This is a genomic window from Streptomyces sp. NPDC046122 (genome assembly GCF_056429965.1).
In genome coordinates, this window is sequence record NZ_JBWKLQ010000020.1 from 56,746 (window position 1) to 79,451 (window position 22,706).

Sequence of the window (22,706 nt, forward strand, 5' to 3'; positions counted from 1 at the left end):
ACTCTGGGGGGCGACACACCCACCGGTGACCCCGAGGCGGTGACAGGCGCATGACAGCCCGCACTGGCGCGTGCGACATGCGGTTCGATTCCGGCCGGGTCTGTCTGGACCTGGTGGCGACGGGCGCGCACAGCACCGACCAGCTGAGCCACCCCGACCATCTCCGCGCATGGCTCGTCGGTACCGGACTCGTGCCCCGCGGGGCGGCACTGGACGCGGTGGACGACGCATGGCTCCGCCGCTTCACCGAAGTCCGGGCGTACGTCACAGAACTGGCCCACGCCGCACTGACGGGCCGCCCCGCCCCCCATGCCCTGCACCGCATCAACGCGCTCGCCGCCACCCCGCCCCCCGGTGTCAGGGCCGAACGCACCCGAGAGGGCACGTGGTTGAGGAGCCTCAGCGACGCCCCCGCGTGCGCACCGCTGCTCGCCGCCGTCGCCCGCGACACGGTGGATCTGCTGACCGACCCCGCCGCCCGCGCACTGCTGCGCCAGTGCGAAGCCGGCAACTGCCGCCGCCTGTACCTCGACACGTCCCGGGGCCGCCGCAGGCGCTGGTGCTCCAGCGAGGTGTGCGGAAACCGCGAGCGAGTGGCCCGCCACCGCCGCCGGACGACGACCGCACCGGGCGCACCGCCCCCACCCCCCGCAACCGAACCCGCCCCCACCACCGCCTGAAAAGTTTTTCGGATCGCGTTGAGTCGATCGCCGAACCCGCTCGTAGTGATGGGGGAGGGAGCCACACAGGGTCTCGACCGGGAGGTTCGGGTGCGCGAGGATGCGGCCGTGGCAGATAGCCGTCAGCACAGAGCTCGACATCGCAGCGAGCGGCCGCGCGCCGAAAAAGCGACCCCCGACGAGGAGTTGATGCGTGCGCTCTACCGAGAACACGCGGGACCGCTGCTCGCCTATGTACTCCGTCTCGTCGCGGGCGACCGCCAGCGCGCCGAGGACGTCGTGCAGGAGACGCTCATTCGTGCCTGGAAGAACGCCGGTCAGCTCAACCGGGCGACCGGCTCTGTCCGCCCCTGGCTGGTGACGGTCGCGCGACGCATCGTCATCGACAACCATCGCAGCCGGCAGTCCCGGCCGCAGGAGGTCGATCCGTCACCGCTGGAGGTCATGCCCGCGGAGGACGAGATCGACAAGGCGTTGTGGCTGATGACGCTCTCCGACGCACTCGACGATTTGACTCCCGCCCACCGGGAAGCACTTGTCGAGACGTACTTCAGAGGGCGTACCGTCAATGAGGCGGCCGAAGTGCTCGGCATACCCAGCGGGACCGTCAGGTCCCGGGTCTTCTACGCACTGCGCTCCATGAAACTCGCACTGGAGGAACGAGGGGTGTCGGCATGACGACGTACGACCGGCATTCCGAGCACGACGCCGTGGGCGCCTACGTACTCGGCATCCTGGACGACGCGGACGCCACCGCCTTCGAGGCCCACCTGGCCTACTGCGAGTACTGCGCCGCCCAACTCGACGACCTCGCGGGCATGGAGCCCATGATGTCGGCCCTCGCCGAGTCCCCCGGCCCGCCCCCGCGGCTGACCGAGCCGAGCCCGCAGCTCCTGACGCGGCTCACGGACGAGGTCGCGGCCGGCCGGGCCCGCCGCCGGCGCCGCGGGCTGTACCTGGTGGCGGCTGCCGCCGTGCTGGTGATCGGCGGTCCCACGGTCGCCGTGGTGGCCACGTCCGGCGGCGACGACGGGCAGCGCCACGTCGCGGGCGAGCCGCACCCGACGAGCCCCGCCGAGGACGCCTTCTTCAACCACATGGAGGAGAAGATCGTCGCGACCGACGCCTCCACGAAGGTCAGCGCGACGGTCGGCATGGAGAAGAAGGCGTGGGGCACCCACACCGTCCTGGAGCTCAAGAACGTCAAGGGCCCGCTGAAGTGCAGCCTGATCGCCGTCTCGAAGGACGGCCAGGAGGAGACGGTCACGAGCTGGGCCGTCCCGAAGTGGGGCTACGGCATCCCGGACAGCACGCACAAGATGGCCAAGAACCCGCTGTACGTCCACGGCGGGGCGGCGATGAACCGCAGCGAGATCGATCATTTCGAGGTCCGTACGTTCGACGGAAAGCGCCTCGTCGAACTGCAGGCCTGACGGCAGGGACGCCCCCGTCCCGGAGAAATTCACACAGATCACCACAATCGCCCGCTCCGGACAGGTGCGGCCGCCGCCCACCGTCGCGTACGGTTGACGGCTGCCCGCAGCACGTCAGAAGGGGGCCTCGGTGGCCGCGCAGGATGCCGCTGTCGATTCCGTGAACTCCGTCGCCGACTCCTCCTCGCAGGAGTCGGCACGGAGCCGCGAGATCGGTGTGGAACAGGATCATCTGGATCAGGTGTACCGCCGTCTGGAGGAGAAGATCCACGAGGCGGAATTCCTCATGAACGACGCCGCCAAGCGCGGCCAGGTCGGTACGCCGGGCGCGCTCGCGGAGCGGGACGCGCAGGTCTTCCGTGCCGGAATCCACCTCAACCGGCTCAACAACGAGTTCGAGGACTTCCTCTTCGGGCGCATCGACCTGCTCCGGGGCAAGGACGGCGAGAAGGGCCCGGACGGCGCGTTCACCTCGGTGGAGCCGGCCGACGACGCGGTACGCCCCGACCTCACCGCGGAGATCGCCGAGACCCTGCACATCGGGCGCATCGGCGTACTGGACTCCGACTACAGCCCGCTGGTCATCGACTGGCGCGCGCCGGCCGCCGCGCCGTTCTACCGCTCCACGCCCAAGGAGCCGGGCCGGGTCGTACGCCGCCGGGTCATCCGGTCCAAGGGCCGCAAGGTCCTCGGCGTGGAGGACGACCTGATGCGCCCGGAGCTCACCGCGACCCTCGACGGCGCCGTTCTGCCCGTCATCGGCGACGGCGCGCTCATGGCGGCCCTCGGCCAGGCGCGCAGCCACACCATGCGCGACATCGTGTCGTCTATCCAGGCCGAGCAGGACATGGTCATCCGCGCCCCCGCCGCCTCCGTCACGGAGGTCTCCGGCGGTCCGGGCACCGGCAAGACCGCAGTGGCCCTGCACCGCGCCGCGTACCTGCTCTACCAGAACCGGCGGAAGTACGCGGGCGGCATCCTCATCGTGTCCCCGACGCCGCTGCTCGTCGCGTACACCGAGGGCGTGCTGCCCTCCCTCGGCGAGGAGGGCCAGGTCGCGATCCGCGCGGTGGGCTCGCTCGTCGACGGCGCCGAGGCGTCGACGTACGACGAACCGAACATCGCCCGCATCAAGGGCTCCTCGCGCATGCTCAAGGTGCTGCGCAACGCCGCGCGCGGGGCCCTGGACGCCCCGCCCGCGCCGGCCCCGGCCGAGGAGGGCCAGCTGGCCTTCGGCGAGGAGCCGGAGGAGCGGGACGCCGGCACCCCTACCGGCCTGCGGGTGGTCGCCTTCGGCCAGCGCGTGGAGCTGGACGCCGACGAGCTGAACCGCATCCGCCACAACGTCCTCGGCGGCGCCGCCCCCGTCAACCTGCTGCGCCCCCGCGCCCGCAAGCTGCTGCTGGACGCCCTGTGGTCGAAGTCCAGCGGCCGGGGCAGATACACGGACCAGGAGCTGATCGCCGAACTGCGCTCGGGCTTCGACGAGGACATCTCCACCGAGCCCGAGTTCATCGGCTTCCTCGACGCGTGGTGGCCCGAGCTGACCCCGCGCCGCGTGCTCGCCGCCATGGCCGACGAGAGGCGCCTCGGCCGCTGGTCCCGCCGCGTCCTGAACCCGCGCGAGACGCGCCAGCTCGCCCGCTCCCTGCGCCGCCTGGACGCGGCGGGCGAGGGCCCCCTGTCCGTGCACGACGTGGCGCTCCTCGACGAGCTCAGCACGCTGCTCGGCACCCCGGCCCGCCCGAAGCGCAAGCGCGAGTACGACCCGCTCGACCAGCTCAGCGGCCTGGAGGAGCTCATGCCGCAGCGCGAGGAGACGCAGTGGGAGCGGGCCGAGCGGCTCGCGCAGGAGCGCACCGAGTACGCGCACGTGATCGTCGACGAGGCGCAGGACCTCACGCCGATGCAGTGGCGGATGGTCGGCCGGCGTGGCCGGCACGCGACCTGGACCATCGTGGGCGACGCGGCGCAGTCGTCCTGGACCGACCCGGACGAGGCGGCCGCGGCCCGGGACGAGGCCCTGGGGGCCCGTCCGCGCCGCCGCTTCACCCTCACGGTGAACTACCGCAACCCGGCGGAGATCGCCGCCCTCGCGGCCAAGGTGCTGGAGCGGGCCATGCCGGGCATGGAGTCGCCCGCCGCCGTCCGCTCCACGGGCGTGGAGCCGCGCTTCACCGCCGTACGGGACGCCAGGGGCGCCGACCTCGCCGCCACCACCCGCGAGGAGGCGCAGCGCCTCCTGGACCGCGTGGACGGCACGGTCGGCGTGGTGGTCGCGATGCACCGGCGCGCGCAGGCCCGCAAGTGGCTCGCGCCGCTCGGCGACCGGGTCGTGGCGCTCGGCAGCCTGGAGGCGAAGGGCCTGGAGTACGACGCGACGGTCGTCGTGTCGCCGGCCGAGATCGCCGAGGAGTCGCCGGCCGGCCTGCGGGTGCTGTACGTGGCGCTGACGCGCGCGACGCAGCAGCTCACGGTCGTCTCGGGGGAGCGCGACAAGCCGGACGCGGACGGGGTTCCGGCCCTGCTCAAGGACTGAACAGAGGCCGGCCTGTCACGGGGGAACCACTTGCCGGAGTGGTTTGTTAGCCTGGGGTTGGCACCGGCTCGATCCAAGCCCCCGGGCCCAACCTTCGTCGCTTCGAGCGACCACTTGCCGCGAGGCGAGCATGGCGGGCCGGTGCCACCTGTACGTAGCTACAAGAAGAGGTCCGCGGAACCTTCGGGTACCGCGGGCCTCTTCTGTTTGACCTGCGGTTCTCGTATGGTGGAAAACACTTTCCGAAAACAAAATGACCGCATTACCTGCTACCCGCAGGTAGGTGCGACCATCGGAAGGCGCCGCCGGGCAACAGTCGCGGCGGCGTAGCAATGAAGCTAGGGAAAGCAGAGGAAGTCGGCCATGGCAACGGCGCCCAGCGTCTCGTACTCGATGACGGTCCGACTGGAGGTCCCCGCCAGCGGGACCGCGGTCAGCCAGCTCACCACGGCCGTCGAGTCCCACGGCGGGTCCGTGACCGGCCTCGACGTGACAGCCTCCGGCCACGAGAAGCTGCGGATCGACGTCACCATCGCGGCGACCTCGACCGCCCACGCCGACGAGATCGTCGAGGGCCTGCGCGGCATCGAGGGCGTCACCCTGGGCAAGGTCTCCGACCGTACGTTCCTGATGCACCTCGGCGGCAAGATCGAGATGGCGTCCAAGCACCCCATCCGCAACCGTGACGACCTGTCGATGATCTACACGCCGGGCGTGGCCCGCGTGTGCATGGCGATCGCCGAGAACCCCGAGGACGCCCGCCGCCTGACCATCAAGCGCAACTCCGTCGCCGTGGTGACGGACGGCTCCGCCGTGCTCGGCCTGGGCAACATCGGCCCGATGGCCGCGCTGCCCGTCATGGAGGGCAAGGCGGCCCTCTTCAAGCGCTTCGCCGGCATCGACGCGTGGCCGATCTGCCTGGACACCCAGGACACCGACGAGATCGTCGCGATCGTCAAGGCCGTGGCCCCCGGCTTCGCGGGCATCAACCTGGAGGACATCTCCGCGCCCCGCTGCTTCGAGATCGAGGCGCGCCTGCGCGAGGCCCTCGACATCCCCGTCTTCCACGACGACCAGCACGGCACGGCGATCGTGGTCCTCGCCTCGCTGACGAACGCGCTGCGCGTGGTCGCCAAGTCGATCGGCGACGTACGGGTCGTCATGTCCGGCGCCGGCGCGGCCGGTACGGCCATCCTCAAGCTCCTGATCGCCGCCGGCGTCAAGCACGCGGTCGTCGCCGACATCCACGGCGTGGTGCACGCCGCCCGCGAGGACCTCGTCGACGCCGCACCCGAATCGCCGCTGCGCTGGATCGCCGACAACACCAACCCGGAGGGCGTCACCGGCACCCTCAAGGAGGCCGTGGTCGACGCGGACGTCTTCATCGGCGTCTCCGCCCCCAACGTCCTGAACGGCGACGACGTCGCGGCGATGGCGGACGGCGCGATCGTCTTCGCGCTCGCGAATCCGGACCCCGAGGTCGAGCCCGCAATCGCCCGTCAGACGGCGGCCGTTGTGGCCACGGGCCGCTCCGACTTCCCGAACCAGATCAACAACGTGCTGGTCTTCCCCGGCGTCTTCCGCGGCCTCCTGGACGCGCAGTCCCGGACCGTCAACACGGAGATGATGCTCGCGGCCGCCGCGGCGCTCGCCGACGTCGTCACCGAGGACGAGCTCAACGCGAACTACATCATCCCGTCCGTCTTCAACGACAAGGTGGCGGGCGCGGTCGCCGGCGCCGTCCGGACGGCGGCGAAGGCCGTGGGCTCCGCTGTGACGGGTGCCACGTCCGCCTGACGTTTCCCGGTGGCCTCGGGGATCACCCGGCGCGTCGTGGGTCGCAGGGCCTCTCGGGCCCCTCTAGGGTGGCGGGCAATGACCCCGCAGGGCCCGTGCAGAGCCCTGCGGTCCGCTTCCGGCAGCGGACGGAGCGTCACCACATCTGGCCTGTGGCGCTTTTCGTGTGACTCCGGAGGGTGCCGGATTGGCTTTCCCGCCGCTGGTGGGGGCAGGATGCGTATTTGGGCGCGAGGGTCTGACGACAGACCCGGGTCCGGGGACTGTCCGAGGGCCCTGGCAGCATCGGCTTCGATCTCACGCCTTACAGGCAAGAAGAACACGGGAGTACAAACATGAACCGCAGTGAGCTGGTGGCCGCCCTGGCCGACCGCGCCGACGTGACCCGCAAGGACGCCGACGCCGTGCTGGCCGCGCTCGCCGAGACCGTCGGCGAGATTGTCGCCAAGGGCGACGAGAAGGTCACCATCCCCGGCTTCCTGACCTTCGAGCGCACCCACCGTGCCGCTCGCACCGCTCGTAACCCGCAGACCGGCGACCCGATCCAGATCCCGGCCGGCTACAGCGTGAAGGTCTCCGCGGGCTCCAAGCTCAAGGAAGCCGCCAAGGGCAAGTAACACCCCAAGGCAGACCCGAAGGGGGCGGTCATCCGGAACACGCCGGGTGGCCGCCCCCTTCGGCGTGCCTGCTCCGCCGGTGGAGGGCCGCGAGCCGCCCCGCCGCCTCTCGGGGCCGGGCGGGCCGCCGTACCGCCGCAGAGAGCCGCACACGGCTTCCGGCCCCTCGGGAGAGCCGGGAAATTGAGGGTGTGCGACAGGTTTGCGCCCCGCGGAACTGGTAAGGCGCGCGTTCGCCGACTCACCGACCCTGGAGAAACCGTGCGCGAATCACACCCGGTCCGACCGAGCCGCTCCCTCCTCGTCGTGGGCGCCGCCCTCCTGACGGCGACGCTCGCCGCCAGTCTCGGCTCGGCGCCGGACTCCTCCGGCGACGGCGGCCGGGCCGCGAAGAGCGCCTCGGTGCCGGCCGAGGAGGACTGACGGCCCCACGGGCCCCGTACGCGCCGAAGGGGCGGCCGCCCGGTGATCCGGACGGCCGCCCCTTCGGCGTGACGGGAGATCCTCAGACGAGCGCGCCGCCCGGCAGCTCGACCTTGGCGCCGAGTTCCACGAGCTTCTCCATGAAGTTCTCGTAGCCGCGGTTGATCAGGTCGATGCCGTGGACCCGGGACGTGCCCTGAGCCGCGAGGGCCGCGATCAGGTACGAGAAGCCGCCGCGCAGGTCGGGGATGACCAGATCGGCGCCCTGGAGCTTCGTCGGGCCGCTGACGACCGCCGAGTGCAGGAAGTTGCGCTGGCCGAAGCGGCAGTCGGAGCCGCCGAGGCACTCGCGGTACAGCTGGATGTGCGCGCCCATCTGGTTCAGCGCGGAGGTGAAGCCCAGCCGCGACTCGTACACCGTCTCGTGGACGATGGACAGCCCCGACGCCTGCGTGAGGGCGACGACCAGCGGCTGCTGCCAGTCGGTCTGGAAACCGGGGTGGACGTCGGTCTCCAGGGCGATGGCGTTGAGCGGGCCGCCCGGGTGCCAGAAGCGGATGCCCTCGTCGTCGATCTCGAAGGCGCCGCCGACCCGGCGGTAGGTGTTCAGGAAGGTCATCATCGAGCGCTGCTGGGCGCCGCGCACGTAGATGTTGCCCTCGGTCGCGAGCGCCGCGGACGCCCAGGAGGCCGCCTCCAGGCGGTCCGGGAGCGCGCGGTGGTTGTAGCCGCCGAGCGAGTCCACACCGGTGATCCGGATGGTCCGGTCGGTGTCCATGGAGATGATCGCGCCCATCTTCTGCAGTACGCAGATGAGGTCCTCGATCTCCGGCTCCACGGCGGCGTTCGACAGCTCGGTCACGCCCTCGGCCAGCACGGCCGTCAGCAGCACCTGCTCCGTCGAGCCGACCGACGGGTACGGCAGCCGGATCTTGCAGCCGCGCAGCCGCTGCGGGGCCTCCAGGTACTGGCCGTCCGCGCGCTTCTCGATCGTCGCGCCGAACTGCCGCAGCACCTCGAAGTGGAAGTCGATCGGCCGGCCGCCGATGTCGCAGCCGCCGAGGCCCGGGATGAAGGCGTGGCCGAGGCGGTGCAGCAGCGGGCCGCAGAACAGGATCGGGATGCGCGAGGAGCCCGCGTGCGCGTCGATGTCGGCGACGTTGGCGGACTCGACGTGGGACGGGTCGAGGATCAGCTCACCCGGTTCCTCGCCGGGCCGGACCGTCACGCCGTGCAGCTGGAGCAGTCCGCGTACGACGCGCACGTCCCGGATGTCGGGCACGTTGCGCAGCCGGCTGGGTCCGCTGCCGAGCAGCGCGGCGACCATCGCCTTCGGCACCAGGTTCTTCGCGCCGCGGACGCGGATCTCGCCCTCGAGCGGGGTGCCGCCGTGGACAAGCAGTACATCGTCAGTGCCGGTCATGGATCTCGCGTTCCGGAGTTGTCGGACAGGTGGCCAGAGAAAAGAGTAAGGGGCGACTACCCCTGTCCCGTAAGGCCAAGCGGGCTTCACGTATGTCATGAATCGGCCACAACACGCTCCGCACAGCAGCCTCTGCGGAGGGTGACGTTCCGGGTGTGCGCGCTCCCGCTGCTGCGATGCGCCCTGAGCTGCGCACCGTCCCGCACCGCCGTCCGCTCCCCCCGGAGGGCGAATGTGCGGGATCATGTCTGCCATGACGGAGGTGTCCTCGCTCACAGGACGGCTGCTGGTGGCCAGCCCGGCCCTGGCGGACCCGAATTTCGACCGCGCGGTGGTGCTCCTCATCGACCACGACGACGAGGGGTCGCTCGGCGTGGTCCTCAACCGCCCCACGCCGGTGGGCGTCGGAGACATCCTGCTGCCCTGGGCGGGGCTCGCGGGGGACCCGGGCGTCGTCTTCCAGGGCGGCCCGGTCGCGCTGGACTCCGCGCTCGGCGTCGCGGTGATACCCGGCGACGAGGGACCGCTCGGCTGGCGGCGCGTGCACGGCGCGATCGGCCTGGTCGACCTGGAGGCCCCGCCGGAACTCCTCGCGGCGGCGCTCGGTTCGCTGCGCATCTTCGCCGGGTACTCGGGGTGGGGCCCCGGCCAGCTGGAGGAGGAACTGCAGTCCGGCGCCTGGTACGTCGTGGAGTCGGAGCCGGGCGACGTGTCGTCGCCGGAGCCGGAGAGTCTGTGGCGGGCCGTGCTGCGGCGCCAGCGCAGCAAGCTCGCGATGATCGCGACGTATCCGGACGATCCGAGCCTGAACTGAACGGGCCGGGGGTGGGTACCCTTGGACGCCATGAGCACTCTTGAGCCCGAGCCCGAGCGCGGGGCAGGTACGGGGACCCTCGTCGAGCCGACGCCGCAGACCTCGCGCGGCGACGGAGACCACGAGCGGTACGCCCATTACGTCCAGAAGGACAAGATCATGGCGAGCGCCCTCGACGGTACGCCCGTCGTCGCGCTCTGCGGCAAGGTCTGGGTTCCGGGCCGCGACCCGAAGAAGTATCCGGTCTGTCCGATGTGCAAGGAGATCTTCGAGTCCCTGGGCGCCGGCGGCGACAAGGACAAGGGCGGCAAGGGCGGCAAGGACAGCAGCGGCAAGAAGTAGCAGCAAGCGGTAGGTACGGGACGGCCCCCGCGGCGCGCACAGGCGCGCTGCGGGGGCCGTTCGCGTTGCACGGGGTGCTCCTGCCGGTCACAAGGTGGTGGAGAGGTGGTTCAGACCTCTTGTCGGCTCGCTGGGGGCCGATCTAGATTCCTGCCTGTTGTGCAGCGCGAAACCGACGTTGCGTATGGTGCAACGCCGACTCGACAGGAGTCCCGGATGAAGCTCTCCGCCCGCATGGCCGTACCCCTCACGGCCGCCCTCGTACTGGCCGGCCTCACCGCGTGCGCCCCCCAGACCTCCGACAACAGCGCGAAGAACGACGAGAAGAGCGGCACGCTGCGCGTCTGGCTCTTCCAGGAGGTCACCAACGGCCCCAAGCAGAAGGTCGTGGACCGCGCCGTCGACGCCTTCCGCGCCCGGCACCGGGGCGCCGACGTCGAGATCGAGTACATACCGGTCGAGACCCGCGCCCAGAGGATCAAGGCCGCCTTCAACGACCCGAAGAGCGCCCCCGACCTGATCGAGTACGGCAACACCGACACCGCCGGATACGTGAAGGACGGCGGACTCGCCGACATCACCGAGGAGTTCGGCGCCTGGCCGGACGCCCGCGACACCGACCCGACGGCCGAGCGCTCGGTCACCGTCGGCGGGAAGGTGTACGGCGCCCCGCTCTTCGTCGGCGTACGGGCGCTGTACTACCGCACCGACGTCTTCCGGGAGCTCGGGCTGAAGCCGCCGGCGTCGCAGGTCGAACTCGTCGCCACCGCAAAGAAGATCCGCAAGGCGAAGCCGCGGATGTACGGGCTGGCGGTCGGAGGCGCGTACACGTACGGCGCGATGCCGTTCATCTGGGCGCACGGCGGCGAACTCGCCGAGGAGCGCGACGGCAGGTACACCTCCGCCATCGACAGCCCCGCGGCCCGCGAGGGCATCACGGCGTACACCTCGCTCTTCGGGCCCGACAACTGCCCGGCCGCCAAGTGCGCCGAGATGGGCGGCAACGACACCGTCACCGCCTTCGCGTCCGGCAGGGCGGGCATGGCGATCGGCGGCGACTTCAGCCACGCCGCCGTGGAGGCGGGCGAGGTGAGGGGTAAGTACGCCGTGGTGCCGCTGCCCGGCGTCAGGGCCGGCGAGATCGCGCCGGCCTTCGCGGGCGGCAACAACCTCGGCGTGCTCCGGAGCAGTTCGCACCGCACGCTGGCCGTCGGCCTGATGAAGGAACTGGCCGGCAAGAAGACGCAGGGCGAGCTCTTCGACGCGATGGGCTTCCTGCCGACGTACACCGACGTGCGCGAGGCGGCGGCGAAGAAGGAGCCCTTCGTCGAGCCGTTCATCAAGACGCTCGCGGCAGGCGCCAAGGCGGCTCCGGCGTCGGCCGGATGGGCGCAGATCGACTCGTCGCTCGTGCTGCCGACGATGTTCCAGGAGATCGTCAGCGGCCGCAAGGACGTGGCGGCGGCCTCCGGCGACGCGGCGAAGAAGATGGACGACGCGTTCGGCGCGGCGCGTTGAGCGGTACGCACCCGGGCGCACGCGGCGGCTGGACGCCCTGGCTCTACCTCGCGCCCGCGCTGGTCGTCCTGGGCGGCCTGCTCGTCTACCCCATCTACCAGCTCGGCCTGATCTCCTTCCTGGAGTACACCCAGGCGCAGGTCAGCGGCGGTGAGCCGACCACCTTCAAGGGGTTGGGCAACTACGCGACCCTCTTCGAGGACCCGCAGTTCTGGCAGGTGCTCCTTGCGACGGTCGTCTTCGCGGCGGCTTGCGTCGTGGCGACGCTGTCGACCGGCTGCGCGCTGGCCGTGCTGCTGACGCGCGTACGGGCCGTGCCCCGGCTCGCGCTGATGACGGCTGCGCTCGGCGCGTGGGCCACTCCGGCGATCACGGGGTCCACCGTCTGGGTGTTTCTCTTCGACCCGGACTTCGGCCCCGTCAACAAGGTGCTGGGGCTGGGCGACCACTCGTGGACGTACGGGCGCTGGAGCGCCTTCGCGCTCGTACTCCTGGAAGTCGTCTGGTGCTCGTTCCCGTTCGTGATGGTGACCGTGTACGCGGGCATCAGGGCGATCCCGGGCGAGGTGCTGGAGGCGGCGTCGCTCGACGGCGCCTCGCAGTGGCGGACCTGGCGGTCGGTCATGGCGCCGATGCTGCGGCCGATCCTGGTGGTCGTCACGATCCAGTCGGTCATCTGGGACTTCAAGATCTTCACCCAGATCTACGTCATGACCAACGGCGGCGGCATCGCCGGCCAGAACCTCGTCCTCAACGTCTACGCCTACCAGAAGGCGTTCGCCTCCTCGCAGTACAGCCTGGGCTCGGCGATCGGCGTCGTCATGCTGCTGATCCTGCTCGCGGTCACGCTCGTGTACCTGCGACTGCTGCGCCGTCAGGGAGAAGAGATATGACCTTCGTACGCCGCCCCTGGCGCCTCGCCGCCGAGGCGGCGGCCCTGCTGATCGCGCTGGCCGTCGCCTTCCCGCTGTACTGGATGGTGCTTTCCGCCTTAAAGCCGGCGGGCGAGATCCAGTCGCCGGACGCGAGACCGTGGACGCTTTCCCCGTCACTCGATTCCTTCCGGCGCGTCTTCGAGCAGCAGGAATTCGGCCGTTATTTCCTCAACAGCCTGCTCGTGGCGTCGGTCGTGGTGATCGCCTCCGCCCTGATCGCATTCCTGGCGGCCACGGCGGTCACCCGGTTCCGCTTCACATTCCGCACCACACTTCTGATCATGTTCCTGGTGGCCCAGACGGTGCCGATCGAGGCGCTCACCATCCCGCTGTTCTTCCTGATGCGGGATTTCGGACAGCTCAACACGCTCGGTTCGCTGATCCTGCCGCACATCGCCTTCTCGCTGCCGTTCGCCGTGTGGATGCTGCGCGGCTTCGTGAAGGCCGTTCCCGAGGCGCTGGAGGAAGCGGCCTGCCTCGACGGCGCCAGCCGCTCCCGCTTCCTGTGGCAGATCCTTTTCCCGCTGGTCTTTCCGGGCCTCGTCGCGACGAGCGTCTTCTCCTTCATCTCCACCTGGAACGACTTCCTCTTCGCCAAGTCGTTCATCATCAGCGACACCTCGCAGTCGACACTCCCGATGGCCCTGCTGGTCTTCTTCAAACCGGAGGAGAACGACTGGGGCGGGATCATGGCAGCGTCGACGGTGATGACCGTCCCGGTGCTCGTCTTCTTCGTACTCGTACAGCGACGCCTGGTCTCGGGACTCGGCGGAGCGGTTAAGGACTGACGCCATGCTCGATCTGGTACCGGCTCCCGGAGCCGCGCCCTGGGCGCCCCCCGCCCAGGGCCACTACCCCCTCGGCCACGACACCGCCCTGTTCGCCCGCCCCGGCACCGAGGGCGTCGCCCGCTGGCTGCGCGCCACGATCGGCGCCGCCACCGGGCTGCCGTTCCCGGACGGCACGGACAGCGACACCGAACGCGACAGCGGCAGCAACCGCGTGGAGCTGCGCATCGACCACGAGACCGGCCGGGAACTCGGCCCCGAGGGCTACCGCCTCGTCGTCGACGGCTACCTGGTGCTCATCGAGGCTGGCAGCGCGGCGGGCGTCTTCTGGGGAGCGCAGACACTCCGTCAACTGCTCGGCCCCGACGCGTTCCGGCGGGCGCCCGTCGACCCCGCGCGGAAATGGTCCGTACCGATGGTGGCCATCGAGGACAAGCCACGCTTCGCCTGGCGCGGACTGATGCTCGACGTGTCACGCCATTTCATGCCCAAGGACGGGGTGCTGCGTTACCTGGATCTGCTCGCCGCGCACAAGCTCAACGTCTTCCACTTCCACCTCACCGACGACCAGGGCTGGCGCATCGAGATCACACGCCATCCGAAACTGACGGAGACGGGCGCGTGGCGGGCGCGCACCAAATGGGGGCACCGGGCGTCGGACCTGTGGACCGAGACCCCGCACGGCGGTTACTACACGCAGGACGACATCCGCGAGATCGTCGCGTACGCCGCCGAACGGCACATCACCGTCGTCCCCGAGATCGACGTTCCCGGCCATTCGCAGGCGGCCATCGCGGCATATCCGGAACTCGGCAACACGGACGTGGCCGACGCCCCCGCCGTCTGGGACACCTGGGGCATCAGCCGGAACGTGCTCGCGCCCACCGACGACACCCTCCGCTTCTACGAGGGCGTCTTCGAAGAAGTCCTCGCCCTCTTCCCCTCCGCTTTCATCCACGTCGGCGGCGACGAGGCGCTGAAGGACCAGTGGCGGCGGTCCCCCGTCGCGCAGGCCCGGATCAAGGAGCTCGGCCTCGCGGACGAGGACGAGCTCCAGTCGTGGTTCATCCGGCACTTCGACACCTGGCTCACCGCGCGCGGGCGCCGCCTGATCGGCTGGGACGAGATCCTGGAGGGCGGTCTCGCGCCGGGGGCGGCCGTCTCCTCCTGGCGCGGCTACGCGGGCGGAATCGCCGCCGCCCGGGCCGGTCACGACGTCGTCATGTGCCCCCAGCAGCACGTGTACCTGGACCACCGCCAGGACGGCGGCCCGGACGAGCCGATGCCCATCGGGTACGTGCGCACGCTGGAGGACGTCTACCGCTTCGAGCCCGTGCCGCCGGAACTCACGCCCGAGGAGGCGCGGCACGTCCTGGGCGCCCAGGCCAACGTCTGGACGGAGGTGATGGAGGACCAGCGGCGCGTCGACTACCAGACGTTCCCCCGCCTCGCCGCGTTCGCCGAGGTCGCCTGGTCGGAGCTGCCGGCGCCCGCCGAACGCGACTTCGCCGGATTCGAGGCGCGCATGGCGGCCCACTACGCACGGCTCGACGCGCTCGGCGTCGAGTACCGCCCCCCGGGCGGCCCGCTGCCGTGGCACAAGCGCCCCGCGCCCGGCGGCGACCCGGCGATTCTCGGACGCCCGATCGAGGGGTCGCCCCCAAACGTGTGAGCCGCGGAGCAAGGAGCGTGCCCCGGTGTGCCGGGCCTGGGACCGTGGAGGCACCCCGGCCCGGCACGAGTCGCAAGTACCGCAAGACCAGCCCAAGACGACCAACCAGCTCTGACCGCCCACGTAGTACGAAAGCGGACCTATGCCCTGGCCGGGGACGAGGGACCCCCAGGGGACCCTCGCGTCGGTCGGTTCGCAAGATGTGCCAGAGTTGCCTCGTCCGGACTGTGAGCACGTACCGTACGGCGCAACAGGCGGGACAGCCGGGACACCGGGAAGGGGCAGCTGGGTTGACCACGCACGCACCGCAGGCGGCGCAGTTCGTGACGCTCCCGTCCTCGCTCGACGAGGCCGTGGCGGCACTCACCGCCATGCCTGCCGCCGTGCCCGTCGCGGGCGGCACGGACCTCATGGCATCCGTGAACTCCGGACGCCTGCGGCCCGCCGCACTGGTCGGACTCGGCCGGATCAGCGAGATCAGGGGCTGGCAGTACCAGGACGGAAACGCACTGCTCGGCGCCGGTCTCACGCACGCCCGGATGGGACGGCCCGACTTCGCGGCCCTCATCCCGGCGCTCGCGGCGGCCGCGCGCGCCGCGGGCCCGCCCCAGATCCGCAACGCGGGAACCCTCGGCGGCAACATCGTCACCGCGGCGCCGACCGGCGACACCCTGCCCGTCCTGGCCGCGATGGAGGCGACGCTGGTGATCGCGGGCCCCGGCGGCCGCCGCGAGATCCCCGTCTCCCACCTCCTCGCGGGCCGGGAGATGCTGGGCGCGGGCGAGCTGATCGGCTTCGTGCGCGTACCGCTGCTGCACGCCCCCCAGGTGTTCTTCAAGGCCACCGGGCGCACCGGCCCCGGCCGCGCCACCGCGTCCCTCGCCCTCGTCCTCGACCCGGCGCGGCGCGAGGTGCGGTGCGCGGTGGGCGCCATCGCGCCGATGCCGCTGCGGCCGCTGGAGGCGGAGCGCTGGATCGCCTCGCTGATCGACTGGGACGCGGACCGCAAGCTGGCCCCGGACGCCTGCGCGGCCTTCGGCGAGTACGTGGCCGCCGCGTGCATCCCTGACCCGGCCCCGCCGGCCGACGGCTCGGAGCCGGCCGCGCTCCCGCCCGCTGTACTGCACCTGCGGCGCACCGTCGCCGCACTGGCCCGACGAGCGCTGGGGAGGGCACTGGCGTGAGCGAGAACGAGACCCCCGGAACGCCGAACCCCGGCGGCTGGCAGCCGACCCCGCAGGGCGGCGAGTACGACGCCGAGGCCACGGCGTTCGTCCACCTGCCCGAGGGCATGACGGACTTCGGCGCGTACGGCGACCCCCTGGCGGCGCCCGGCCACGACTACGTACCGCCGCAGATCCCGGCCGCGACCGACCCTTCGGCCACCGGCGCCTGGTCCCCAGTGCCGGGCGACACGCGCTGGCCGGAGCCGGAGACCGCGCAGCCGTACGAGGCCGGGGCGACCGGCCAGTGGAGCTTCGAGACGGTCCCCGAGCCGACGCCGCCCGTGGCGTCCGAACTCACCGGCCAGTGGACGATCCCGGTGGCCCGGGGCGACCTCCCGGACGAGTCGGGCGAGTTCACTACCTCGGCCCTGGCGTCCCACTGGAACACCGGGCACCCTCCGGCGACGCTGCCGGGCGGCGCCCCCGCCCCCTGGGCGAACACCTCCGAGGCGTCCCGGACGCTGCCCGGCGGCGCCGCGGCTCCCTGGGCGACCACACCCCCCGCCCAGGACTTCGAACCGCACCCCTTCGCCCCCCCGGCCACTCCCGGCCAGGAGCAGGCCGAGGAGCCGGAGCACCAGCCGCGACCGGCCCAGCCGCCCACGCCCGAAGCCGCCCCCCAGCACCCCGCGGCGCCGGGAGGGGACGTGCCCGGGCACGCCACGCAGGGTGACGAACGCGAGCACCCCGCGGAAGCCGCCGTACCCGACCGTTCGACGCCCGAGGAGACGCACGGGCGCGGCACCGACCACAACGCCCCGGAAGCCGAGCACTCGGGCGCCGAGCACCCGGGCCCCGAGGTCCTCGCCGCCGACCCCCTCGCCACGGACCTCGCCGGCAGCCCGGACCCCGTCGCCGAAGACGCCCACAGCGAGCACCCCCACGCCTCCTACGTCCTGCGCGTCAACGGCGCCGACCGCCCCGTCACGGACGCCTGGATCGGCGAATCCCTCCTCTACGTGCTCCGCGAGCGCCTCGGTCTCGCCGGCGCCAAGGACGGCTGCTCCCAGGGCGAGTGCGGCGCCTGCGCGGTGCAGGTCGACGGCCGCCTCGTGGCCTCCTGCCTGGTGCCCGCCGCCACGACCGCCGGCAGCGAGGTCCGTACGGTCGAGGGCCTGGCCACCGACGGCGAACCGTCCGACGTCCAGCGGGCCCTGGCCAACTGCGGCGCCGTCCAGTGCGGTTTCTGCGTACCCGGCATGGCGATGACCGTCCACGACCTGCTGGAGGGGAACCACGCCCCCAGCGACCTGGAGACCAGACAGGCCCTGTGCGGCAACCTCTGCCGCTGCTCGGGCTACCGCGGCGTGCTCGAAGCGGTCCGCGAGGTCGTCGCCGAGCGCGAGGCGACCGCCGCAGCCGAGGAGGCCCGCATCCCGCACCAGGCGCCCCCCGGCGCGGGCGGCGTCCAGCCCCAGCCGCAGAGCGACCCGCACGGACACCACGAACACCCGCACGACGGAGGCATGGCGTGAGCAACGACGCGGCCACCGCGACCAGCGCGACGGCGGTCGACGGCGCCCAGCCCGAGCGCGGCTCCGAGGCGCCCTCCCACGGCCTCGGCGCGTCCCTCCCGCCGGCCGACGCCCGCGCCAAGACCGAGGGCACGTTCCCGTACGCGGCCGACCTGTGGGCGGAGGGCCTGCTGTGGGCCGCCGTGCTGCGCTCGCCGCACGCCCACGCCCGGATCGTCTCCATCGACACCTCCGCCGCGCTCGACATGCCCGGTGTGCGGGCCGTGGTGACCCACCAGGACGTCCCGGGCGACCCCGCCCACGGCCGCGGCGTGGCCGACCGCCCCGTCTTCGCCGCCGACCTGGTCCGCCACCACGGCGAGGCGATCGCCGCCGTGGCCGCCGACCACCCCGACACGGCCCGCCTGGCCGCCGCCGCCATCGCCGTCGAGTACGAGATCCTCGAACCGGTCACCGACCCGGAGCAGGCCTTCGCCGCCGAGCCGCTGCACCCCGACGGCAACCTGATCCGCCACATCCCGCTGCGCTTCGGCGACCCGGAGGCCGTCGGCGAGGTGATCGTCGAGGGCCTGTACCGCATCGGCCGCCAGGACCCGGCGCCCATCGGCGCCGAGGCCGGCCTCGCGGTCCCGCGCCCGGACGGCGGCGTGGAGATCTACACGGCCTCCACCGACCCGCACACCGACCGCGACCGCGCCGCCGCGTGCTTCGGCCTGGAGCAGGAACGGGTGAAGGTCGTCGTCACGGGCGTCCCGGGCGCGACCGGCGACCGCGAGGACGGCAGCTTCCAGATCCCGCTGGGCCTGCTGGCCCTGCGGACCGGCTGCCCGGTCAAGCTCGCCGCCACCCGCGAGGAGTCCTTCCTCGGCCACGCCCACCGCCACCCCACCCTCCTGCGCTACCGCCACCACGCGGACGCGGAGGGCCGCCTGGTCAAGGTCGAGGCCCAGATCCTCCTGGACGCGGGCGCGTACGCCGACGCGTCGTCCGAGTCCCTCGCGGCGGCGGTCTCCTTCGCCTGTGGCCCGTACGTGGTCCCGCACGCCTTCATCGAGGGCTGGGCGGTCCGTACGAACAACCCCCCGTCGGGCCACGTCCGCGGCGAGGGCGCCCTCCAGGTCTGCGCCGCGTACGAGGGCCAGATGGACAAGCTCGCGGCGAAGCTGGGCCTCGACCCGGCGGAACTGCGGCTGCGCAACGTCCTGGCGACGGGCGACCTGCTCCCCACCGGCCAGACGGTGACCTGCCCCGCCCCGGTGGCCGAACTGCTGCGTTCCGTACGGGACTACCCGCTGCCCACCCTCCCCAAGGACACCCCGCAGGACGACTGGCTGCTGCCGGGCGGCCCGGAGGGCGCGGGCGAGCCGAGCGCCGTGCGCCGGGGCGTCGGCTACGCGGTGGGCATGGTGCACATGCTGGGCGCGGAGGGCGCGGACGAGGTCTCCACGGCGACGGTGAAGGTCCACGACGGCGTGGCGACGGTGCTGTGCGCGGCGGTCGAGACGGGCCAGGGCTTCACCACCCTCGCGCGCCAGATCGTCCAGGAGGTCCTCGGCATCGAAGAGGTCCACGTGGCCTCCGTGGACACGGACCAGCCCCCGGCGGGCGCCGCGACGCACGGCCGCCACACCTGGGTGTCGGGCGGCGCGGTGGAACGCGCGGCGAAGATGGTCCGCACGCAGCTGCTCCAGCCCCTGGCGCACAAGTTCGGCATGTCCACGGAGCTGCTCCAGATCGCCGACGGCAAGATCACGTCGTACGACGGAGTCCTGTCGACCACGGTGATGGAGGCGATGGAGGGCAAGGAACTGTGGGCCACGGCCCAATGCCGTCCGCACCCCACCGAGCCGCTCGACGAGACGGGTCAGGGCGACGCCTTCGTGGGTCTCGCCTTCTGCGCGATCCGCGCGATCGTGGACGTGGACATCGAGCTGGGCTCGATCCGCGTGGTGGAGATGGCGGTGGCGCAGGACGTGGGCCGCGTGCTGAACCCGGCCCAGCTCGCCACCCGCATCGAGGCGGGCGTCACGCAGGGCGTGGGCGCGGCGCTGACGGAGAACCTCCGGACCCCCCGGGGCCTCGTCCGTCACCCGGACCTCACGCACTACGCGCTTCCGACCTCCCTGGACGCGCCGGACATCCGCATCGTGAAGCTGGTGGAGGAGCGCGACGTGGTCGCCCCCTTCGGCGCGAAGCCGGCCAGCGCGGTCCCCGTGGTCACGTCGCCGGCCGCGATCGCCTCAGCGGTCCGGGCGGCCACCGGCCGCCCGGTCAACCGCCTGCCGATCCGCCCGCAGGCGGCGGTCGCGACGCCCTCCGCGTAGCGGGGCTCCGGAAAGGTCTCGCAGGGCGGTACGGCTTCGCGGGGCGCTGCGGGAGGCGTAAGAGCTCTGTACGTCGGCACGTCTCCTTGCCCGGTGTCCCGGTCCGGGTCACCATGCGAGCGTGAGTGCGGGACACTGACCGGCGACCCGAGGGCGTGAGGTTCGATGAGCAGCCACCTGCGAGCGGCGGATTTGAGCCGGCGGCGGTTCGGAGCGCTGGTCGGCGCGGGAGTCGCCGGGGCGGCGGTGCCCGGGAAGGCGTCGGCCGGTGAGGCGCTACGGCGCGCGTATCTCGGCACGTACACCACGCAGCCCGGCGGCGGCAGCGGCATCGGGCTCGCGGCGTACCGGCCTCGCGGTGGGCGCCTGGTCTCCACCGGTGTGCTCGCCGGTGTGCAGAATCCCTCCTACCTCGCGCTCTCGCCCGACCGCCGCACGCTGTACGCCGTCGACGAGCGAACCGAGGGCGCTGTCACGGCCGTGCGCGTCGGAGACGGGGCTCCCGAGGTGCTGGGGCCCGCCCGCGCCACCGGGGGCGCGGACCCCTGCCACCTCTCGGTCCACCCCGGCGGCCGGTTCCTGCTGACCGCCAACTACACCGGCGGGAGCGTGTCCGTACACCCCGTCGGGCGGGGCGGCGTGCTCGGGGAGGCCACCGACGTCGTACGGCACACCGGATCCGGGCCCGACCCCGAGCGGCAGGAGGGCCCGCACGCGCACATGGTGGTCACGGACCCCGGCGGGCGGTACGTCGTCGCCGTCGACCTGGGGACGGACACGCTCCACACGTACCGGCTCGACCCGCGCACCGGGACGCTGCGGGAACACGCCCGCGCCGCGGCGAGGCCGGGCGCGGGGCCCCGGCACCTCGCGTTCCACCCCTCCGGCCGGTACGCGTACGTCGTCAACGAGCTGGACAGCACCGTGGTGGTGTGCGGCTACGACGCGCGCGACGGCGTCCTGACCCCCGGCACTCCGCGGCCGACCGTTCCGCTGGGCGCCCGCACGGGGCGCAACTACCCGGCGGGCGTGGTGGTCTCGCCCGACGGGCGGTTCGTGTACGTCTCCAACCGGGGCCACGACAGCATCGCGCTCTTCGCCGCCGAATGCGGCGGCGCGACGCTGCGGCCGGTGTCCGTCACGCCGTCCGGCGGCTCGTATCCCCGGCACATCGCCCTCGACCCGTCCGGCGGGCTCCTGTTCGCCGCCCACCAGAAGTCGGGCACGGTGACGGCGTTCCGGGTGGACCGGCGTACGGGCCGCCTCGCCCGAACCGGCGCGGCACTCGCGGTACCGGTCCCGGTGTGCGTACTGCCGGTGTGACCTGGAGGCCGTGGCGGGAATCGAACCCGCGTAACTCGCTAGACGGTACGTAAGCCTGGCAGGGCGTGGACGGTCAAGACGTGGCTGACGCACTGGATTGAGAACGTCGCGCCCCTCGCGGTCAACGACAACACGATGGTCGGGTACCGGGTCGCGGTGCGGAAGCACCTGGTCCCCAGCCTGGGGGCGCATCGACTCGAGAGGCTCAATCCCGAGCAAATCGAGGCGTTCTACGCGAGGGTTCAGGCCGCTGGCAGCAAGCCGGCCACCGCTCATCAGGTGCACCGAACTTTCCGTACCGCCCTCAACGAAGCCGTGCGACGCGGACACCTCGGGAAGAACCCCGTTCAGTTGGCCAAGGCGCCGAAGACGGGGGAGTACGAGGTGGAGCCCTACAGCGTGCAAGAGGTACAACGGCTGTTGAAGGCCGCTGAGCAGCACCGCAATTCGGCACGATGGGCCGTCGCCCTCGCACTCGGACTGCGTCAAGGGGAGGTCCTGGGGCTCACGTGGGACGACGTGGACCTCGCAGGTGGGTTCCTCGTGGTCCGCCGTAGTCGCCACCGGCCGCAGTACGCCCATGGGTGCGTTGACCCGTGCGGGCGCATGGCCGCCGGGTACTGCCCGCAGAGGCGGCGCACGAACCCAGAGCTGTCCACCACCAAGTCCCGTGCCGGCCGTCGCGCGGTTGGTCTCCCCGAACAGCTTGTTGACCTACTCCGTGATCACCGCAAGGCACAGGAGGCGGAGCGGGCGGTGGCCGGGAAGCGTTGGGAAGACAACCGGCTGGTCTTCCCGGACGAACTCGGCCGCAGCCCGTCTCACCGCCGGGACTGGTCAGAGTGGAAGCAACTGCTCGCGGAGGCGAAGGTGCGAGACGGGCGGCTGCACGACGCCCGCCATACGGCCGCGACGGTGCTGCTGATCCTCGGAGTTCCCGAGCGCGCCGTCATGGGGCTCATGGGATGGTCGACCACCGCCATGGCCGCCCGCTACCAGCACATGGTGGACGCCGTGCGGACGGACATCGCGAGGCAGGTGGACGGCCTGATCTGGAAGCCGAGACGAAACGGCCGGATGACGACGGCACGGCCGGGGCGCTCGTCGCAGCGCGCTAGGAAGTGAAGAAGGGGGTAAGCAGTCAAGCTTGCCCCCTTCCTAAGTCACGACGTTTCTTGCACGAGTTGGCATTGTGGCCAGTGTGAACCGATGGATCAACTTGTAATTCCTCCACCCCTTGTCCTGACGCGAACGACCTAATTAGCCTCATGTTGCCGTTCACTGAGCGTTTTCAGCGTGGCCACTGATCGGGTGACGCCGGTCAGGTCGAGGTGAGGGCCGCAACGCACAAAGCCCCCGTGCCGTTGAGGGAGGTGT

The 22,706-nt window shown here is 71.8% G+C and carries 18 protein-coding genes and 1 pseudogene; 18 read left to right on the plus strand and 1 reads right to left on the minus strand.

Annotated elements, in window-relative coordinates; translation table 11 throughout:
• The first annotated feature begins 50 nt into the window (after positions 1 to 50).
• From AC07FK_RS31735 to AC07FK_RS31765, 7 genes are all read left to right on the plus strand, one after another.
• A complete protein-coding gene (locus AC07FK_RS31735) occupies positions 51 to 680 on the plus strand; it encodes a CGNR zinc finger domain-containing protein (protein WP_479108387.1) in 630 nt (209 codons plus the stop codon).
• Between the two features lie 48 nt (positions 681 to 728).
• On the plus strand, positions 729 to 1,358 hold the full coding sequence (locus AC07FK_RS31740) for a sigma-70 family RNA polymerase sigma factor (RefSeq protein WP_453407697.1): 630 nt from the start codon (positions 729 to 731) through the stop codon (positions 1,356 to 1,358).
• Positions 1,355 to 2,113 carry an anti-sigma factor family protein gene (locus AC07FK_RS31745; protein ID WP_479108388.1) on the plus strand — a complete coding sequence of 253 codons (759 nt, stop codon included), beginning with the start codon at positions 1,355 to 1,357 and terminating at the stop codon, positions 2,111 to 2,113. Before AC07FK_RS31740 ends, AC07FK_RS31745 begins: the two co-directional genes overlap by 4 nt.
• Before the next feature lie 130 nt (positions 2,114 to 2,243).
• Complete coding sequence (locus AC07FK_RS31750) at positions 2,244 to 4,652, plus strand: HelD family protein (RefSeq protein WP_479108389.1); 2,409 nt, start codon at positions 2,244 to 2,246, stop codon at positions 4,650 to 4,652.
• Between the two features lie 363 nt (positions 4,653 to 5,015).
• Complete coding sequence (locus tag AC07FK_RS31755) at positions 5,016 to 6,449, plus strand: NAD-dependent malic enzyme (protein ID WP_479108390.1); 1,434 nt, start codon at positions 5,016 to 5,018, stop codon at positions 6,447 to 6,449.
• A gap of 335 nt (positions 6,450 to 6,784) precedes the next feature.
• Positions 6,785 to 7,066, plus strand: a complete 282-nt coding sequence (locus AC07FK_RS31760) for an HU family DNA-binding protein (protein WP_028815325.1) — start codon at positions 6,785 to 6,787, stop codon at positions 7,064 to 7,066.
• A gap of 261 nt (positions 7,067 to 7,327) precedes the next feature.
• Positions 7,328 to 7,489 (plus strand): hypothetical protein, encoded by a 162-nt coding sequence (locus AC07FK_RS31765; protein WP_479108391.1) that lies wholly within the window; start codon positions 7,328 to 7,330, stop codon positions 7,487 to 7,489.
• An 82-nt stretch (positions 7,490 to 7,571) separates the two neighbouring features.
• Here AC07FK_RS31765 and murA read toward each other — a convergent pair whose 3' ends face one another.
• Positions 7,572 to 8,912: a UDP-N-acetylglucosamine 1-carboxyvinyltransferase gene (gene murA, locus AC07FK_RS31770; RefSeq protein WP_138895473.1), complete on the minus strand. Its 1,341-nt coding sequence runs from the start codon at positions 8,910 to 8,912 to the stop codon at positions 7,572 to 7,574.
• A 253-nt stretch (positions 8,913 to 9,165) separates the two neighbouring features.
• Here murA and AC07FK_RS31775 point away from each other — a divergent pair, with 253 nt between their 5' ends.
• The 11 genes and pseudogenes from AC07FK_RS31775 to AC07FK_RS31825 form a co-directional block, all read left to right on the plus strand.
• Positions 9,166 to 9,726, plus strand: coding sequence for a YqgE/AlgH family protein (locus AC07FK_RS31775; RefSeq protein ID WP_479108402.1), 561 nt, complete (start codon positions 9,166 to 9,168; stop codon positions 9,724 to 9,726).
• A gap of 30 nt (positions 9,727 to 9,756) precedes the next feature.
• Positions 9,757 to 10,068 carry a DUF3039 domain-containing protein gene (locus tag AC07FK_RS31780; RefSeq protein ID WP_028815328.1) on the plus strand — a complete coding sequence of 104 codons (312 nt, stop codon included), beginning with the start codon at positions 9,757 to 9,759 and terminating at the stop codon, positions 10,066 to 10,068.
• A 216-nt stretch (positions 10,069 to 10,284) separates the two neighbouring features.
• Positions 10,285 to 11,586, plus strand: coding sequence for an extracellular solute-binding protein (locus AC07FK_RS31785; RefSeq protein ID WP_479108392.1), 1,302 nt, complete (start codon positions 10,285 to 10,287; stop codon positions 11,584 to 11,586).
• Positions 11,583 to 12,479: a carbohydrate ABC transporter permease gene (locus tag AC07FK_RS31790; protein ID WP_479108393.1), complete on the plus strand. Its 897-nt coding sequence runs from the start codon at positions 11,583 to 11,585 to the stop codon at positions 12,477 to 12,479. Before AC07FK_RS31785 ends, AC07FK_RS31790 begins: the two co-directional genes overlap by 4 nt.
• On the plus strand, positions 12,476 to 13,309 hold the full coding sequence (locus AC07FK_RS31795; RefSeq protein ID WP_479108394.1) for a carbohydrate ABC transporter permease: 834 nt from the start codon (positions 12,476 to 12,478) through the stop codon (positions 13,307 to 13,309). Before AC07FK_RS31790 ends, AC07FK_RS31795 begins: the two co-directional genes overlap by 4 nt.
• 4 nt (positions 13,310 to 13,313) lie before the next feature.
• The gene (locus AC07FK_RS31800) at positions 13,314 to 14,981 is read left to right on the plus strand and encodes a beta-N-acetylhexosaminidase (RefSeq protein ID WP_479108395.1); all 1,668 of its coding nucleotides are present in this window, start codon (positions 13,314 to 13,316) and stop codon (positions 14,979 to 14,981) included.
• A 290-nt stretch (positions 14,982 to 15,271) separates the two neighbouring features.
• On the plus strand, positions 15,272 to 16,165 hold the full coding sequence (locus tag AC07FK_RS31805) for an FAD binding domain-containing protein (RefSeq protein WP_479108396.1): 894 nt from the start codon (positions 15,272 to 15,274) through the stop codon (positions 16,163 to 16,165).
• Positions 16,162 to 17,682: a (2Fe-2S)-binding protein gene (locus AC07FK_RS31810; protein WP_479108397.1), complete on the plus strand. Its 1,521-nt coding sequence runs from the start codon at positions 16,162 to 16,164 to the stop codon at positions 17,680 to 17,682. The genes AC07FK_RS31805 and AC07FK_RS31810 overlap by 4 nt, the downstream gene beginning before the upstream one ends.
• The gene (locus tag AC07FK_RS31815) at positions 17,679 to 20,006 is read left to right on the plus strand and encodes a xanthine dehydrogenase family protein molybdopterin-binding subunit (RefSeq protein WP_479108398.1); all 2,328 of its coding nucleotides are present in this window, start codon (positions 17,679 to 17,681) and stop codon (positions 20,004 to 20,006) included. The genes AC07FK_RS31810 and AC07FK_RS31815 overlap by 4 nt, the downstream gene beginning before the upstream one ends.
• A 165-nt stretch (positions 20,007 to 20,171) precedes the next feature.
• The gene (locus AC07FK_RS31820; protein ID WP_479108399.1) at positions 20,172 to 21,329 is read left to right on the plus strand and encodes a lactonase family protein; all 1,158 of its coding nucleotides are present in this window, start codon (positions 20,172 to 20,174) and stop codon (positions 21,327 to 21,329) included.
• A gap of 42 nt (positions 21,330 to 21,371) precedes the next feature.
• A pseudogene (locus AC07FK_RS31825) lies at positions 21,372 to 22,447 on the plus strand (tyrosine-type recombinase/integrase); the annotation flags it as partial.
• Between the last annotated feature and the right edge of the window lie 259 nt (positions 22,448 to 22,706).

Excerpts from the sequence above, each read along its gene's own strand:
- AC07FK_RS31755 (WP_479108390.1), top strand. The coding sequence starts at position 5,016 with ATGGCAACGGCGCCCAGCGTCTCGTACTCGATGACGGTCCGACTGGAG.
- AC07FK_RS31735 (WP_479108387.1), top strand. The coding sequence starts at position 51 with ATGACAGCCCGCACTGGCGCGTGCGACATGCGGTTCGATTCCGGCCGG.
- AC07FK_RS31780 (WP_028815328.1), top strand. The coding sequence starts at position 9,757 with ATGAGCACTCTTGAGCCCGAGCCCGAGCGCGGGGCAGGTACGGGGACC.
- AC07FK_RS31785 (WP_479108392.1), top strand. The coding sequence starts at position 10,285 with ATGAAGCTCTCCGCCCGCATGGCCGTACCCCTCACGGCCGCCCTCGTA.
- AC07FK_RS31745 (WP_479108388.1), top strand. The coding sequence starts at position 1,355 with ATGACGACGTACGACCGGCATTCCGAGCACGACGCCGTGGGCGCCTAC.
- AC07FK_RS31760 (WP_028815325.1), top strand. The coding sequence starts at position 6,785 with ATGAACCGCAGTGAGCTGGTGGCCGCCCTGGCCGACCGCGCCGACGTG.
- murA (WP_138895473.1), bottom strand. The coding sequence starts at position 8,912 with ATGACCGGCACTGACGATGTACTGCTTGTCCACGGCGGCACCCCGCTC.
- AC07FK_RS31795 (WP_479108394.1), top strand. The coding sequence starts at position 12,476 with ATGACCTTCGTACGCCGCCCCTGGCGCCTCGCCGCCGAGGCGGCGGCC.
- AC07FK_RS31820 (WP_479108399.1), top strand. The coding sequence starts at position 20,172 with ATGAGCAGCCACCTGCGAGCGGCGGATTTGAGCCGGCGGCGGTTCGGA.
- AC07FK_RS31800 (WP_479108395.1), top strand. The coding sequence starts at position 13,314 with ATGCTCGATCTGGTACCGGCTCCCGGAGCCGCGCCCTGGGCGCCCCCC.
- AC07FK_RS31775 (WP_479108402.1), top strand. The coding sequence starts at position 9,166 with ATGACGGAGGTGTCCTCGCTCACAGGACGGCTGCTGGTGGCCAGCCCG.
- AC07FK_RS31740 (WP_453407697.1), top strand. The coding sequence starts at position 729 with ATGGGGGAGGGAGCCACACAGGGTCTCGACCGGGAGGTTCGGGTGCGC.